This is a genomic window from Caballeronia sp. AZ7_KS35, assembly GCF_023631045.1.
GTDB lineage: Bacteria > Pseudomonadota > Gammaproteobacteria > Burkholderiales > Burkholderiaceae > Caballeronia > Caballeronia zhejiangensis.
This window is the reverse complement of the sequence record NZ_JALQDV010000025.1, coordinates 32455-47371: the sequence shown is the minus strand read 5'-3', so window position 1 is coordinate 47371 and position 14917 is coordinate 32455. Positions and strand designations below refer to the sequence as shown.

Below are 14917 nucleotides of genomic sequence, written 5' to 3'. Positions count from 1 at the left end.
CTCCTTTTTACGCGTGGCGTCGCGCCTGCAGACGCGCGACGCGGCTCGCCCACAACGCGGCCTCGGCGTTGCATCCGGCGACGAGAACGCCTGCCTCGCGCAATGCGTCGATCTGACGGCTTCTGACTTGCGGATCGGATTCCGTGCCGCACACATGCGCGATCAACAGCGGCGCGTTTTCGCGCGGCAATTGCGCCAGCAATGCGATGAGCCCTTGCGCCGGTTCGTCCGCCGCGCCGTAACCGAGCACGAGATCGAACAGCACGACGGCAGTTGCGGGATCGAGCATCTCGGCGCGCACGCGTTCGTCGCGCAGGGTCGGGTCGATCATCGGATGCGGACGGCCGCGCGTGAAATCGTCGTCGCCCATGTCGACGATCGTGTGGCCCTCGCTTTTCCAGATATCCGCGAGCTTCGCGTTGCCTTTCACCGGCGTGTTCGAGCTCGCCATGAAACCTTCCGCCTTGCAGAGCAGTTGGCTCTCGTAGCAGAACGTGCCGCCCGCGAACACGCCGCGAATGAACTTGCGGCCCGCGCCGAGCGTTTCGCTCCGCTTGACGAGCGTCGCTTCGTCGTTGGCTTCCACGCGCGCGACGCTCGCCGGCAGCGGCGCGCCGTTCAGCAACGCGACGGCGAACTGCGCGGCATCGGCGAGCGTGTGCGCGGGCGTGAAGCCCGGCGCGCGCATCTCGTCTTCGGAAGCGCCGAGAAAATTCACGACGACGGGCTTGCCCGCCTTGCGCGCGCTCTCCAGAATGCGCTCCGCGACCGCGCGTGCGGGCGGCTTGGAGATCAGCACGATCACGCGCGTGTCGGGATCTTCGGCGAGCGCGTCGAGGCCGAATTGCATCGAAATGCCGCCGATGTCCTCATGCAGATCGTGTCCGCCCGTGCCGAGCGCCTGCGAAATGCCCGCGCCGAGCTGGTCGATACGGCAGGTGACTTCCTGCAGCCCCGTGCCCGATGCGCCCACGACGCCGATGCCGCCGCGCCGCACCACGTTGGCGAAGCCGAGCGGCATGCCGTTGACGATGGCCGTGCCGCAGTCGGGGCCCATGACGATGAGGCGCTTTTCGCGCGCGAACGTCTTGATGGCCTTTTCGTGCGCCATGCTGACGTTGTCGCTGAAGAGCATGACGTTCATGCCGAGCTGCAGCGCCTTGATGGCTTCGGCGGCCGCGTAATCGCCCGGCACCGAGATGAGCGCGAGGTTCGACGCGGGTTCGTCGTCGCAGACCATCGCGAGACTGGTGGCCTTGAGCGCTTCGCGCGTCTGCGTGTCGGATGTCGACGCGCGCGCGCTCAGGCGTTCGCGAGCGAGACCGAGCGCTTCTTCGCAAGCGGCTTCGTCGCCGCGCACCGCGATGACGAGATCGTTCGGGCTTGCTTTCACGTCGTCGCCGAGTCCGGCGTCGGCGAGCTGCACGAGATTGGCCGGCGTACCCATGACGACGGACGCCTGCTCGACGCCCGGCAGCTTGCCGATATGCGCCGAAATCTGCATCAGGGAAACCGAATCCTGATACAGATTTTTGAATATTTCGATTTTGATGGCCATTGCACCTCTCCGTTCTTTAATTGCGATTCGCGGTTTCTTGAAAACAGAATCGCAAATGCTTCAAGCCGATTCCGGGAATAATGATTTCGCTTCGCGCATTCGAATCGTTTCTCGCCATGCGCGCATGCCGTGCAAAATGCCGCCGAGACAATCCACGCCGGACGACGCGCCCCAGCGCATCACGGCATCGGCGGCATGTTCGATATCCGCGCTTTCGTCCGCCGCCGATGCAAGCGCGATAAATCGATCGACCGGTTCGTTGAAATGTCCGTCGAGCGCGAGTTGCAGGTAATGGCGGCTGATATCGTTCGTGCGATGCAGATTCGCGCGCAGCTCGGTCGACAAGACATGCCGGTGCGCGTCGATTTGCGGATCGCCGCGCGCGGCCCAAATCGCCGCGAGATAGCCGAGCAGATAATCGTCGCCGTCGGGCGTGAGACCGCCGCCGAGGCCGACGAGCGCGTGAACCGTGGCAGCGAGCGTGGCGGGGTCATCGTGTGGACTCAGCCTGACGGCGCGCGCGTGCGCCGGCCAGCCCGGCAGCCACTGCAGCGCGCCTGCCACGGCGTGCCGCGCGCAGTGCGCCGCAAGCCGCGCCGCGACGCGCTCATGCCGCGCCGACAACGCATCCGGCGACATCCGCACGCCGGTTCCGCTTTGCAGCGCGGGCTGCCAGCACGCCGCGGCGGTCAGATCGACCTGCCACGTCGCGCCGCTCAGACGGCCATTGGAAAACGGGACGCGCTCGCCAGGCCGCGCATGGTCGCGCCAGTCCCAATCCGGCGGCGCGCTCACGCGCGCGCCGCACGACAGGTTCTCGCACGCGGCATCGACGAGCGTGAACCAGTCGCCCGTCTGCGCGACGAGATTGAGCGCGTGCCTGAAACTGCTGTGCACCGCGAAATCCCCGGTGCGCGACAAGCCCGGCCGCGCCAGATAGCCGATGCTCAGGCCGCGTAGCGTGATCGGACTCATTCGCGGGCTCAGCGCGCCTTAGCCGCGCAGCGCTTCGATGACCGCGCCGGCGTCGCTGACCCAGCCGAAGATCGCGCCTTGCGCCTTGATCATCTCGAGCGCGTACTTCTGGAACTCGGGGAAGTACGAACCGACGCAATCCTGCGGCACGATGCATTCGAAGCCGCGATCGTTGGCCTCGCGCACGGTCGTCGTCACGCACACTTCGGTCGTCACGCCGCACACGATCAGCGTGCGGATATCGTGATTCTTCAGGATGAGATGCAGGTCGGTTTCATAGAACGCGCCCTTGCCCGGCTTGTCGATGACCGGCTCGCCCGCGACCGGATACAGTTCCGGAATCAGGTCGTGGCCCTTCTCGCCACGCACGAGGATGCGGCCCATCGGACCGTCGGAGCCGATGAAAGTCTTGCCGCCGCGCGTGAGTTTGGCCGGCGGGCAATCGGTCAGGTCGGCGCGATGGCCTTCCCGCGTATGAATGACGAGCATGCCGGCGTCGCGCGCCGCGGCCAGCACGCGCTTGCACGGTTCGATCGCGGTGCGCACGAACGAAACGTCGTTGCCCAGCGCTTCGCCGAATCCGCCGGGTTCGACGAAATCGCGTTGCATGTCGATCATGACGAGCGCCGTGTGTTTCGGCTCGAAAGCCAGATCGAAAGGTTCGGCGCGGAAATGTTTTTGCGTCACGGCATACTCCTCTTCTTCGTTGAATTAAATGGATCGGTTCGATTGGTTTAAACGCACGAACTCATAAGGAATTCGAAATAATTGAATTCTCCGTTCGCGCGATTATTCGATTCTTAATGCCACTGAAAATCAGTGCGGTTCAAATTCGACAGAACTTCGAACTGATTATAGGCAGCGCGAATTGGAACACGATGAAATGATTGAACGCCGAGGATCAAATTTCTCGAAGCTCAATAATGAGCGCCCAGAGCGTCAATACTGGCGCGGCTTTAGACAGTCTTTTGCAACTGAGTCGGAATGTCGCGTGATCGCGTGATATTCGAAAATAAAAACGGCCACTGTCGAGTGGCCGTTTTTATCGTCCGGAGCGTGATGCGCGTTTTACGCCACGGGCACGCTCAAAGCTTCGCGCTTCGCGAGCAAGCCGTGAATCTGCGCGACGACCGCAGCGCCTTCGCCGACCGCCGCCGCGACGCGTTTGGTCGAACTCGAGCGCACGTCGCCGATAGCGAACACGCCCGGCACGCTGGTTTCCAGCGCCATGACGCCTTCCGTGCGCCCTTCGTGGGCCTCCGGTCCAGTCAGCACGAAGCCTTTCCCGTCGACGTTCACGTTGCAGTTGCGCAACCAGTCGGTATTCGGGTCCGCGCCGGTGAAGAGGAACAGATGCCGCGACTCGATCGTGAGCGGCCCATCCGGCGACTTGCAATTGACCGCCGTGAGCGCGCGGCCGTCGCCGTCGAGCGAGGTGATCTGCGTATGCGTTCGCACCGTGACGTTCGGCAGCGAGCCGATGCGCTCGACCAGATAGTGCGACATGCTCGACGACAGCCCCGCGCCGCGAATCAGCACATGGACGTGCTTCGCATGCGTCGCGAGATAGACGACGGCCTGTCCCGCCGAATTGCCGCCGCCGACGAGCACGACTTCCGCGTTCTTGCAGAGCTTCGCCTCGACCGGCGACGCCCAGTAATACGTGCCGTGCCCTTCATACCGATCGAGCCCCGCGATGTCCGGCCGCCGATACGCCGCACCCGAAGCGATCACGACCGTCTGCGTCGTCACGCGCGTGCCGTTCTGTAGTTCGATCTGGATCGGATTGCAGTCGCAATGCAGCGCCTTGATCTTCGTCGGAATCGCGATATGCGCGCCGAACTTCTGCGCCTGCACGAACGCGCGCCCGGCGAGCGCCTGACCCGAGATGCCGGTCGGAAAGCCGAGATAGTTCTCGATGCGCGAGCTCGCGCCCGCCTGCCCGCCCGGCGCGCGGCAATCGAACACCGCGACCGACAGACCTTCCGACGCCGCGTACACCGCCGTCGCGAGACCGGCCGGACCCGCGCCGACGACGGCGACATCGTAGACATGCGCGGGATCGAACTCCGGCAGCCAGCCGAGCTGCGTCGCGACCTGATTTTCATCGGGCGCGCGCAACACGGTGCCGTCCGGGCAGATGACGAGCGGGAAATCGGCCGTCGATGCCGAAATGCGTTCGAGCAGCGAGATCGCATCGGGGTCGGTGCAGGCGTCGATCACCGTGTGCGGATAACCATTCCGGCGCAGGAAGCCTTGCAGCGACACGAGACGGCCGTCGTCGGACGGGCCGAGCAGCACCGGTCCGCTGCCCTTTTCGATGAGGCCGACGCGCCGCAGGATCAGCGCGCGCATGATGCGCTCGCCCAGTTCCGCTTCGGCGACGAGCAGCGCCCGCAGACGCTCCGGCGGAATCACGATGCCATCCACTTCGCCGACCGCCATGCCGTCGACGAGACACGGCTTGCCCGAGAGTTGCGCCACTTCCGCGAGAAAATGCCCCTCGCCGTGCTCGCGCACGATGTGCTCGATGCCGAGCGCATCGCGCCGCGTCACGCGCACCGCGCCCTTCAGGACGATCACCATGCCGCGCCCGGTTTCGCCGACGCGGAAAATCCACTCGCCCGCGCGATAGTGCGCCGGCGTGCCGAAGCGGCTCATGCGCTCGATCTCGTTATCGGTCAGGCGCGGGAACATCTGGTGCACGCGGCTTTCGAGCGGCGAGAAGGGCGCGTTGTCGTCGCTCGTCGAGGATGCGGCGGCGGGCGTCGGCACCACGTTCGGATTCGGACTCTCCATCGGCTCGCGCGCGCTCCATGCGACGACATTCGGCATGTCCTGAGAGGACTCGTTGAACGGCGTGATACTCATGCGCGATCTCCGTGTGGAAAACCAGCTTCATGCAGGGATGCGGTGCCCGCGGGCGATGCCGACGCCGATCCCGATACCGACGACTTGACGGGCCACGGGCACATCGCCGCCATTTCCGCGACTTCCTCGGGCGACGACGCCGCGAGCTCGCCGAACTCGGTCAGCGTCGCGACGTGAAAACCGGCGAGCCGCCACGCGTCGAGCCCGCCCGTGAGCGGCACGACGTCGCGAAAACCCGCGTTACGCATGGTCTTCGCCATCCACGCAGCCGACACTTCGTTCGGACACGAGCAATAGATGACGACCTTGCGCGACTTGTCGTAGCTCTCGATGATCTTCGCGAGATCGCGTTCGTCGGCGAACATCGAGCCGGGAATCGCTTCGGGATCGAGCATGCGTTTTTCGGGCGAACGGATGTCGAAGATTACGGGCAGCGGCTCGTCGTTCATGAGCGCATACAGCTCGTCCACGCTGATGCGCGCTTTTTCCAGCGTCGCCATGAGCGCGCGGCGGCGCCACCAGCGGTACGTGACGTAGATCGCGAGCAGCACCGCGACGACCGCCACCGCCTGCCGCCCGAGCTGCGAGATCATCGCGAAGACCATCTCCAACTGCGCCGCGAAGATGACGCCGACCGTCAGCCCGACCGCGCCCCACAGCGCGATGCCCGCGCCGTCGTGCGCGATGAAGCTGCGCAGCTTCACGCCCATCGCGCCCGCGAGCGGCACGGAGACGAGCGAAAGACCGGGGATGAACTTCGCGACGAGCAGGATGCGTACGCCCCAGCGCCCGAAGAAGCGTTCGGTCTTCTTCACGCAGGTATCGCGCGAAAGCGAGAGCTTGCAGATGGTCTTGAGCGTTTTGTCGCCATACTTGCGCCCGCCCTGGAACCAGACGAGATCGCCGAGCACGCCGCCCGCCACCGCGACGCACAGCACGCCCACGAGCGGCGGCCAGAATGCGCCGCCGTCGACCGCCATCAGCGCGATGGATGCGCCGACGACGATCATCGTCGGCATGGCGGGCACGGGCAGCCCGAGCGCCGAGCCCATCACGTTGACGAACACGATCGCCGGGCCGAATCGATCGACTAGCTGATGCAACAACATGGGAATCTCCCGCGCGGGAATGGTCTGTTCACGGGACGACGGGACGCGCGCCGCGAACGGCGCTGCGAAGGCGCACGGAGCACGTTAGGCACGCAAGGCACGAAAGCGAGAGAGATACGAGCGCTTGCGGCCGCTCGTGGTTCAACGCGATACGCGCGGCGCCGGGCCGACGTTCGTCACATTTAAGAGATAAGTGTAGCCCGGAAACGCGATCGTAAGCATGACAGGCGCGCGGGACGCGGGCATCGCGCGCGCGATGCCCGGAGAGTGGGATTCAGGCGAGGTCGTCGGCGATATAGGCGCGGATCACGTCGGCGAAATTTTTATCGCCCGACAGGCCGAGTTGCTCCGCGCGCGCCGTATTCCACGCGCCCGGCCAGCTGCACACGATCTTCTCGATGCGTTCGTCGCGCTGCCAGTCGATGCGCTGCACGACTTCGTCGCCCGCCACTGCGCGCAGCGCCGCGACCATCTCGTTCACGCTGACCGACAGCCCCGGCAGATTGATGACTGGCCGCAAGCCGAGCTTTTCGCGCTCGATTTCGCAGCCGGCGATCAGCGCCTCGACCGCGCTTTTCGGCGACAGCAGCCACAGACGCGTTTCGCCATCGACGGGACACGTCGAACGCTCGCCGTTCAGCGGCTCGCGGATGATGCCGCTCGCGAACGACGACGCCGCCGCGTTGGGCTTGCCGGGGCGCACGCTGATCGTCGGCAGGCGCAGCACGCGGCCATCGACGAAACCGCGCCGCGCGTAATCGGAGAGCAGCAGCTCGGCGATCGCCTTTTGCGTTCCGTACGACGATTGCGGATTCAGCGCGGTGTCGTCCTGCACGACGTCGGGCAGCGCGCCGCCGTACACCGCGACCGAACTCGTGAACACGACGCGCGGCTTGTGGCCCGCCGCGCGGCACACTTCGAGCAGCGCGCGCGACGCGTCGAGGTTGATCTTCATGCCGAGATCGAAATCCGCTTCGGCCTGGCCGCTCACGATCGCAGCGAGATGGAAGATGGCTTCCGTCCCCGTGTCGACGTGGCGTTGCAGCACCGCCGGGTCGGAGATGTCGCCGGTTTCGGCGCGCACGCGTTTGTCGTTCAGCAGGCTGTCGTCTTGCGGACGCGCTACGTCGAGCAGCACCAGTTCCGTGATCGGCTTGCCATTGAGCTCGTTGCGCGCGAGCAGCCGCTTTGCGAGTCGCTGACCGATGAAGCCCGCGCCGCCCGTGATGAGTATCTTCATGTGGTCGCTTCCGTTTTTACAGATAAGGTTTGAGCCAGCCGAGACCTTCCGACGTGCCGGCCTTCGGTTTGTATTCGCAGCCGATGAAGCCCTCGTAGCCAAGCGAATCGATCAGTTCGAAGAGATACGGATAGTTCAATTCGCCGATGCCCGGTTCGTGGCGCTCCGGCACGCCCGCAATCTGGATATGGCCGATGCCCGCATTCGGGCGCTTCATGTCGCGCTTAAGCTTCATCGCGATGTCGCCTTCCACGATCTGGCAGTGATAGATGTCGAATTGCACTTTTAAATTCGGCGCATTGATCTCATCGCAGATTTGCTGTGCTTCGTCTTGGCGGTTCAGGAAGAAACCGGGTATGTCGCGGGTGTTGATCGGCTCGATCACGATCGTTATGCCCGCTTTCTGCGCTTCTTTTGCCGCGTATTCGAGGTTCTTCAGATACACCGCGCGATGTTGCTCTCTGTTCTGATCTTTTGCGATCAGGCCGGCCATGACGTGCAGTTTCTCGTTGCCCAGCACGGCGGTGTATTCGAGTCCCTTTGCGACGCTCTGCTTGAACTCTTCCTCGCGGCCCGGTAACGAGGCGATGCCGCGTTCGCCCTTCGCCCAGTCGCCCGGCGGGGCGTTGAACAACGCCTGCGTCAAGCCATTGTCCGTTAAGCGCTGCTTGATTTCGTTCGCTTCAAAGTCGTAAGGGAACAGGAATTCCACCGCCTTGAAACCATCCTTCGCCGCTGCGGCGAAGCGGTCCAGGAAAGCGTGCTCGGGGTACATCATCGTCAGGTTTGCTGCGAATCTTGGCATTTGCTTGTGCTCCGTCTGTTCCGGTTTCGAATGCGCTTGCTTCCATGGAATCCTGTGTTCGAGTCGGTCTATTCGCGTTGCCCCTGTGCGGGGCGGCACTTACTTTCTTTGCTGCTGCAAAGAAAGTAAGCAAAGAAAGCAGCTTTTCAGGCCCGCGGTCACACGCAATTTGGGTAGTACTCTCGTCCACCGTGGCACTCGCCTAAAGAGTGCCCTCATAGGCCCCATCGGGCCTGGCTCGCGCACGGTCCGACCAGCTAGTCCGTTTCGCGCGCTGGTTCAGCACGAAACGGCTCCAGCCCGCTTCGCGGCCGATCGGTCAGTCGGCTCTGTGTTACCAGCGCGCGCCGAACGTCTTCTTCAATTCCTCTATCGCTTCTTCCGCCAACGGCTCCGGACGCGGCATCGTCGATAGATACAGCCGCGCCGTCTCCTCCAACTCCTCCAACGCATAGCTCGCGTGCGACACAGACTTCTCCCACACCACCGGCCCCAACCGCTCCAGCAACACCGCCCTCACGCGCGACGCCAACGCCGCCACTTCCTCCGCCACCGACTCGTCGCCCGGTCGGCGGTACGCTATCAGCGGAACATGGCCCACCTTCATCACGTAATACGGCGTGATCGGCGGCAATACATCGTCGTTCTTCCACACGCCCGCCAACGTCAGCGCCACCAGATGCGTCGAATGCGTATGCACCACGCCGCGCGCGTTCGCATCGTTTTCGTAGATCCGGCGATGCAGCGCCAACGTCTTCGACGGACGTCCGCCCGATACGTGATTGCCTCGCGCATCCACCTTCGCAATATCGTTCGGATCGAGGCGGCCCAGGCACGCATCCGTCGGCGTGATCAGCCAGCCATCGTCGAGCCGCGCGCTGATGTTGCCCGCGCTGCCCACCGTATATCGGCGCTCGTACAGGCTTCTGCCCGTCACGCAGATCTCTTCGCGAATAGCGTTCTCGTTCGATGCCATCACAGTGCCTTCAACGCCTTTTCAAAGAAATCGGTCGTGCCGAAATTGCCGGACTTGAGCGCCAGGCCCAGCGCCCCGCTTCCATCCGCGCCGATCGATTGCGTCGCCGGCACGCCCGGATCGATCTGCGGCCCGATGCGCAACGAACGCACGTCCAGCGCCTGCACCACCGCGCCCGACGTTTCGCCGCCCGCCACGACGAATTTGGCGCAGCCGTCATCGCGCAACGTCCGCGCTATCGACGCAAGCGCGTCTTCCACCAGATGCCCCGCCTTCTCGACGCCCAGTTCCTTCTGCACCGCCTTCACTTCTTCCGGCGATGACGTCGCGTAAATCAGCACCGGCTCGTCATGCTGGCGCGCGAATTCGACCGCGCTCTGCACGACCGGCTCGCCGCGCGACAACGCCATCGGATCGACGCGAAACGCCGGCTTCGATTCGCGCCAGTGCGCAACCTGCGCGTTCGTCGCCTTCGATGCACTCCCCGCCAGCACCACCGCTTTGCCCTCGATCGTCGGCAAATCGGCGGCGTGCTCCGCGTGCGCCAGCAGATTCGCCGCGCGGAAATTCTGCGGCAATCCAAGCGCGATGCCCGAGCCGCCCGTAATCAGCTTCAGATCGCGGCATGCGTCGCCGAGCACGTACAAGTCCGCGTCCGAAACGGCATCCGCGATCGCGAGGCGCACGCCGTCCTTCTTCAATTCATCGATGCGCGCGCGGATCGCGTCCGCCCCCTTCGCAATCGTGTCGTAACGAATGAGCCCGACCTTCGATTTCGTCTGACGCTGCAAGACGCGCACGAGGTTCGGGTCGGTCATCGGCGTGAGCGGATGATTCTCCATGCCCGATTCGTTCAGCAACACATCGCCGACGAACAGGTTGCCGCGAAAAATCGTGCGCCCATTCTCGGGAAACGCCGGGCACGCAATCGTGAAATTGTCCTTCAGCGCGTCGAGCAGCGCGTCCGCGACCGGGCCGATGTTGCCCTTGTCGGTCGAATCGAACGTCGAGCAATACTTGAAGAAGAACTGGCGGCAGCCCTGCGCACGCAGCCATTCGAGCGCATCGAGAGACTGGCGCATGGCGTCGTCGGCGGGAATCGTGCGCGACTTCAGCGCGACGACGATCGCGTCCGCCTCGATCCGCGCGCTCGCTTCCGGCACGCCGATGGTCTGCACCGTGCGCATGCCGCCGCGCACGAGCATGTTGGCGAGATCGGTCGCGCCGGTGAAATCGTCGGCGATACAGCCGAGCAGTGCCTGCGCCGCTTGCGTCATTGCTTCGCTCCCTTCGGAATGTCGATGCCCGGAAAAATCTTGATGACCGCGGAATCGTCCTCGCCGCCGTGTCCGGCCGTGGACGCCATCATGAACATCTGATGCGCCGCCGCCGACAGCGGCAACGGAAATTTCGACGTGCGCGCCGTGTCGAGCACGAGGCCCAAGTCCTTCACGAAAATATCGACGGCGGAAAGCGGTGTGTAATCGCCCGAAAGAATGTGCGGCACGCGATTCTCGAACATCCACGAATTGCCCGCGCTGTGGGTGATGACGTCGTAAAGCGCATCCGGATCGACGCCTTCGCGCAGGCCGAGCGCCATCGCTTCGGCCGCCGCCGCGATATGCACGCCCGCCAGCAACTGATTGATGATCTTCACCTTCGAGCCCGCGCCGTGGGCGTCGCCGAGCCGATAGACCTTGCCCGCGATCGCGTCGAGTACGTCCTCGCAGGCGGCGTAGGCGTCGGCGGGGCCGGAGGTCATCATCGTCATTTCGCCGGAGCTGGCTTTCGCCGCGCCGCCGGACAAGGGCGCGTCGAGCATGTGCACGCCCTTCTCGCCGATGCGCTTGCCGAGATCGGCGGCGAATTGCGGCGATACCGTCGCGCACGCGAGCACGACGCCGCCGGGTTTCATCGCTTCGACCGCGCCGGTTTCGCCGAACAGCACGGCTTCGGTCTGCGCCGCATTGACGACGACCGTCAGCACGACCGCGCACTTGCCGCCCAACTCGGCCGGCGACGCGCACGCGATGCCGCCTTCGGCCGCGAACGCATCGAGCACCGGCTGGCGCACGTCGCACGCATGCACGGCGAAGCCCGCCCGCAGCAACGAGCGCGCGACGCCCATGCCCATTGCGCCCAAACCGATCACTCCGACGTTTCGTGTCATCGCAGATTCCTTAACAGATGCCCGCTTCCGCCAGTCGGCGCGCGGCGTTGATGAGATGCGTCTGCGCGGCGTGGCGCGCGGCGTCGGGCTCGCGCGCGCGGATCGCCTCGACGATCGCCGCGTGCTCCTCGCGCACCTGACGCATGAAGTCCTCGCGCAGCGCCTCGTTGCCGCGCGTAACGAGCGTGCCCGCTTCCAGGTACTGGTTCAGAAAGGTGAGGGTTTTCAGGAAGTACGGATTGCCGGTCGCGTTGGCGATTTCCCGATGGAACGCGACGTCCTCGGCGACGCCGTCGCGGCCATCGCGCACGGCTTCATCGATGGATGCGAGCGCGTCATCGATGGCGGCGAGTTGTTCGTCGGTACGCCGCTGCGCGGCTTCGGATGCCACTTCGGCCTCGATCGCCCGGCGCAGCGCGAGAATCTGCACGACCGCGCCGGGCTCGACCGCCTGCGCATAATCGATGCGCAACGGCCGAATCCCCGCGCGCTCGACGATGAATACGCCGCTGCCCTGACGCGGCTCGACCATGCCTTCGTTCTTGAGCCGCGAGATGGCTTCGCGAATGACCGTGCGGCTCACGCCGAATTCCTGCGCGAGCACCGCTTCGGTCGGCAGCTTGCCGGTCGCGGCGAAACTGCCCTTCTCGATCAGCTTATGCAATTGTTGCGCGACGGTGTCGCTCAACGCGCGCGGCGGAATTTTCTCGAACATGCGACTCGATGCGCCTCGTCAGGTCATCGGGTCATCATACAAATTTTTACGATGGAAGTGGACCGAGGAATAACCCTCGGTCGTGGCTTACTGCGCGAGCGGCTCGTCGATGAGCGCGAGCGCGTCACGAATTTCGGAGACGTCGCCGGGGCGCACGAGGCGCGCGACTTCCTTGCCGCCGAGCATGAAGACGAGCGTCGGCCAGAGCTTTACGCGAAACGAACGTCCGAGCGGGCGGCCGCTGCCATCCTCGATCTTGATGTGCTGCACCGCGCGATGATCCTGAAATGCCTGCGCGATCAACGGTTGCGCGGCACGGCAGAAACCGCACCAGTCGGTGCCGAACTCGACGACCGTCGGGCCGGTGAGCGCGTCGATTTCCGTGCGATCCGGTGCGGTCTTCGCGTATTCGATGTTCATGCTCATGGCGTGCTTCCTTGTCTTTTGTTGTCGATGAAGCCAGCAGAAAACTTGCCCGATCTTACTGGCCGAAACCCGTCAGCCCGATGAGCGCGCCGCCCGCGAGCAGCCACAGCGGATGCAGCTTCGTCCGGTACGAGACGAGCGCGACGAGCGCCGTGATGGCCGCGAGCGTCCAGGTTCCATCGGATGCCTCGGCGATCAGCAGCGCGCTCGCCGCGACGAGCCCGGCCGTGATCGGCACGAGCCCGAGCTGGATGAAGCGCCGCCACGGGCGATCCTTGAAGCGCTCCCACGCGTGCATCGCGGCGATCGTCACGAGCGACGACGGCCCGAACTTCGCGATCGACGTCACCAGCACGCCGGGCCAGCCGGCGACATGCCAGCCGATCAGCGTGACGACCATCATGTTCGGGCCGGGCGCGGCCTGCGCGAGCGCGAAGAGCGCGGAGAAATCGGCCTTCGACATCCATTCGTGAACCTGCACGACCTGACGCTGCATTTCCGGCAGGATCGAATTGCCGCCGCCGAACGCGAGCAGCGAGAGCTGACTGAAGATCGCCGCGAGCGAAAGCAGATCGTTTTTCATCGGCGGACTTTCCACGCGATCAGCACCGAAATCGGCGTGAAGACGAGCATCGTCGGCAGGAGCGGCGTGCGCAGGATCGCTATCGACGCGAACATCAGAAGCGCGACCATCGCCGCTTCCGGCTTCCGGCGCAGCGGCCACATGATCTTCGCCGCCATCGCGATGAGCAGGCCCGCCGCAGCCGCCGCGAGTCCCGCGAACAGATGCGCGATGCGCGGGTCCTGATGCGTGCGCTGATAGATCACGCCGAGCCCGATCACGATGAGCGACGGTCCGACAAGCAGCCCCAGCAAGCCCGCGAGCGCGCCCGGCACGCCGCGAAAGCGCATGCCGATTGCCACCGACAGATTGATCACGTTGCCGCCCGGCAGGAACTGACAGAGGCCGAGGAGATCGGTGAACGCGTCGGCGTCGAGCCATTTGCGGCGCTCGACGATCTCGCGCCGCGCGAGCGGCAGCGCGCCGCCGAACGCCGTCAGCCCGAGCGTCAGAAAGCCGATGAAGATTTCGGCGACCGTCGGCCGTGGCGCGTGGCCGTCGCGGGACATGACGCTCACGCGCGTGCCCGGCGCGCTTCGTAGGCTTTCAGATGCGCGTACGCGACCGCCAGCGCCGACAGCCCGGCGATTTGCGTGCGCCGCCGCGACAGCAGATCGCCGACGATGTGATCCGCCTCGATCGGCGCGCCGTTCTCGAGATCGCGCAGCATCGATGCGGTCATCGGCGAGCCGCGCTCCGAGAAAAACGCCCGCGCGCGCGTGACGACCGCCTCGCCCGGTGCGTGCGCGTTGTCGCCGGCGATGCCGCAGCATTCGTCGAAGAGCTGGAACAGCAGCGCCTCGCCGCCCGGCGCCGCGAGAATATCGCCGATGGGCGCGCGCATCAGGCAGGTGCCGGTCGCGAGCGTGGCGAGGAACACCCACTTGTCCCACATCGACTGAAGGATGTCTTCGCTCACGTTTAAATCGAAGCCCGCGCCGTCGAGTTGCGCGGCGATTGCGTCGATGCGCGCCGAGCGGCCGCCCGTGCGCTCGCCGATAGTCATCGAATGCATGTTGTTCAGATGCACGATCTCGCCTTCGGCGTCGAGCGTCGCGGCGATCACGCATTGGCCGCCGAGCACGTTCGCGGGATCGAAGCGCGCGTCGAGCGCGTCGAGATGGCCCATGCCGTTCAGGAGCGGCAGGATCGCGGTATCGGGACCGACGGCGGGCGCGAAGGAATCGATCGCGCCTTGCAGGTCGTAGGCCTTGCAGCTCAGGAGCACGAGATCGTAAGGGCCGTCGATGTCTTTCGCGAGCACCATCGGCGGACAGGCGAACGCGAGATCGCCTTCCGGGCTCTTCACTTTCAGGCCGCACTGACGCAGCCGCTCGGCGCGGCGCTCGCGCACGAGAAAGGTCACGTCGCGGCCCGCTTCGAGCAGCCGTGCACCGAAATATCCGCCGATGGCCCCCGCGCCCACTACCAGAATCCGCATGTCTCGCTC

The 14917-nt window shown here is 65.0% G+C and carries 15 protein-coding genes; all 15 read right to left on the bottom strand.

Going from position 1 to position 14917, the window contains the following annotated elements; translation table 11 throughout:
• Positions 1–7: 7 nt before the first annotated feature.
• The 15 genes from fdrA to panE all read right to left on the bottom strand — a co-directional run bounded on the left by fdrA (position 8) and on the right by panE (position 14908).
• Positions 8–1558 carry an acyl-CoA synthetase FdrA gene (gene fdrA, locus NCT05_RS16005; protein WP_250502705.1) on the bottom strand — a complete coding sequence of 517 codons (1551 nt, stop codon included), beginning with the start codon at positions 1556–1558 and terminating at the stop codon, positions 8–10.
• A 60-nt stretch (positions 1559–1618) separates the two neighbouring features.
• Positions 1619–2533, bottom strand: coding sequence for an oxamate carbamoyltransferase subunit AllH family protein (locus NCT05_RS16000; protein WP_250502704.1), 915 nt, complete (start codon positions 2531–2533; stop codon positions 1619–1621).
• Positions 2534–2551: 18 nt separating this feature from the next.
• Positions 2552–3220, bottom strand: a complete 669-nt coding sequence (locus NCT05_RS15995; protein WP_250436340.1) for a cysteine hydrolase family protein — start codon at positions 3218–3220, stop codon at positions 2552–2554.
• A gap of 381 nt (positions 3221–3601) precedes the next feature.
• The gene (locus NCT05_RS15990; protein WP_250502703.1) at positions 3602–5404 is read right to left on the bottom strand and encodes an FAD-dependent oxidoreductase; all 1803 of its coding nucleotides are present in this window, start codon (positions 5402–5404) and stop codon (positions 3602–3604) included.
• Positions 5401–6513: a DedA family protein/thiosulfate sulfurtransferase GlpE gene (locus NCT05_RS15985; RefSeq protein ID WP_008354090.1), complete on the bottom strand. Its 1113-nt coding sequence runs from the start codon at positions 6511–6513 to the stop codon at positions 5401–5403. The genes NCT05_RS15990 and NCT05_RS15985 overlap by 4 nt, the downstream gene beginning before the upstream one ends.
• A gap of 274 nt (positions 6514–6787) precedes the next feature.
• On the bottom strand, positions 6788–7753 hold the full coding sequence (denD, locus tag NCT05_RS15980; RefSeq protein WP_250502702.1) for a D-erythronate dehydrogenase: 966 nt from the start codon (positions 7751–7753) through the stop codon (positions 6788–6790).
• A 16-nt stretch (positions 7754–7769) separates the two neighbouring features.
• Entirely contained in the window at positions 7770–8558 is a 789-nt protein-coding gene (gene otnI, locus NCT05_RS15975; protein WP_008354092.1) for a 2-oxo-tetronate isomerase, read from the bottom strand.
• A 334-nt stretch (positions 8559–8892) separates the two neighbouring features.
• Positions 8893–9534 carry a 3-oxo-tetronate 4-phosphate decarboxylase gene (otnC, locus tag NCT05_RS15970; protein ID WP_175982946.1) on the bottom strand — a complete coding sequence of 214 codons (642 nt, stop codon included), beginning with the start codon at positions 9532–9534 and terminating at the stop codon, positions 8893–8895.
• Entirely contained in the window at positions 9534–10811 is a 1278-nt protein-coding gene (otnK, locus tag NCT05_RS15965) for a 3-oxo-tetronate kinase (protein WP_250502701.1), read from the bottom strand. The genes otnC and otnK overlap by 1 nt, the downstream gene beginning before the upstream one ends.
• The gene (gene ltnD / locus NCT05_RS15960) at positions 10808–11704 is read right to left on the bottom strand and encodes an L-threonate dehydrogenase (protein WP_008354095.1); all 897 of its coding nucleotides are present in this window, start codon (positions 11702–11704) and stop codon (positions 10808–10810) included. The genes otnK and ltnD overlap by 4 nt, the downstream gene beginning before the upstream one ends.
• Before the next feature lie 10 nt (positions 11705–11714).
• A complete protein-coding gene (locus tag NCT05_RS15955) occupies positions 11715–12419 on the bottom strand; it encodes a FadR/GntR family transcriptional regulator (protein ID WP_250502700.1) in 705 nt (234 codons plus the stop codon).
• Between the two features lie 87 nt (positions 12420–12506).
• Entirely contained in the window at positions 12507–12845 is a 339-nt protein-coding gene (locus NCT05_RS15950; protein WP_008354098.1) for a thioredoxin family protein, read from the bottom strand.
• A gap of 55 nt (positions 12846–12900) precedes the next feature.
• Positions 12901–13428 carry a chromate transporter gene (locus tag NCT05_RS15945; protein WP_175982943.1) on the bottom strand — a complete coding sequence of 176 codons (528 nt, stop codon included), beginning with the start codon at positions 13426–13428 and terminating at the stop codon, positions 12901–12903.
• Positions 13425–13976: a chromate transporter gene (locus NCT05_RS15940; protein ID WP_250502714.1), complete on the bottom strand. Its 552-nt coding sequence runs from the start codon at positions 13974–13976 to the stop codon at positions 13425–13427. The genes NCT05_RS15945 and NCT05_RS15940 overlap by 4 nt, the downstream gene beginning before the upstream one ends.
• Positions 13977–13981: 5 nt before the next feature.
• Positions 13982–14908 (bottom strand): 2-dehydropantoate 2-reductase, encoded by a 927-nt coding sequence (gene panE, locus NCT05_RS15935; RefSeq protein WP_008354101.1) that lies wholly within the window; start codon positions 14906–14908, stop codon positions 13982–13984.
• Between the last annotated feature and the right edge of the window lie 9 nt (positions 14909–14917).

Excerpts from the sequence above, each read along its gene's own strand:
- NCT05_RS15990 (WP_250502703.1), bottom strand. The coding sequence starts at position 5,404 with ATGAGTATCACGCCGTTCAACGAGTCCTCTCAGGACATGCCGAATGTC.
- denD (WP_250502702.1), bottom strand. The coding sequence starts at position 7,753 with ATGAAGATACTCATCACGGGCGGCGCGGGCTTCATCGGTCAGCGACTC.
- fdrA (WP_250502705.1), bottom strand. The coding sequence starts at position 1,558 with ATGGCCATCAAAATCGAAATATTCAAAAATCTGTATCAGGATTCGGTT.
- otnC (WP_175982946.1), bottom strand. The coding sequence starts at position 9,534 with ATGGCATCGAACGAGAACGCTATTCGCGAAGAGATCTGCGTGACGGGC.
- otnK (WP_250502701.1), bottom strand. The coding sequence starts at position 10,811 with ATGACGCAAGCGGCGCAGGCACTGCTCGGCTGTATCGCCGACGATTTC.
- NCT05_RS15945 (WP_175982943.1), bottom strand. The coding sequence starts at position 13,428 with ATGAAAAACGATCTGCTTTCGCTCGCGGCGATCTTCAGTCAGCTCTCG.
- NCT05_RS15985 (WP_008354090.1), bottom strand. The coding sequence starts at position 6,513 with ATGTTGTTGCATCAGCTAGTCGATCGATTCGGCCCGGCGATCGTGTTC.
- NCT05_RS15955 (WP_250502700.1), bottom strand. The coding sequence starts at position 12,419 with ATGTTCGAGAAAATTCCGCCGCGCGCGTTGAGCGACACCGTCGCGCAA.
- ltnD (WP_008354095.1), bottom strand. The coding sequence starts at position 11,704 with ATGACACGAAACGTCGGAGTGATCGGTTTGGGCGCAATGGGCATGGGC.
- NCT05_RS15940 (WP_250502714.1), bottom strand. The coding sequence starts at position 13,976 with ATGTCCCGCGACGGCCACGCGCCACGGCCGACGGTCGCCGAAATCTTC.
- NCT05_RS16000 (WP_250502704.1), bottom strand. The coding sequence starts at position 2,533 with ATGAGTCCGATCACGCTACGCGGCCTGAGCATCGGCTATCTGGCGCGG.
- panE (WP_008354101.1), bottom strand. The coding sequence starts at position 14,908 with ATGCGGATTCTGGTAGTGGGCGCGGGGGCCATCGGCGGATATTTCGGT.
- otnI (WP_008354092.1), bottom strand. The coding sequence starts at position 8,558 with ATGCCAAGATTCGCAGCAAACCTGACGATGATGTACCCCGAGCACGCT.
- NCT05_RS15950 (WP_008354098.1), bottom strand. The coding sequence starts at position 12,845 with ATGAGCATGAACATCGAATACGCGAAGACCGCACCGGATCGCACGGAA.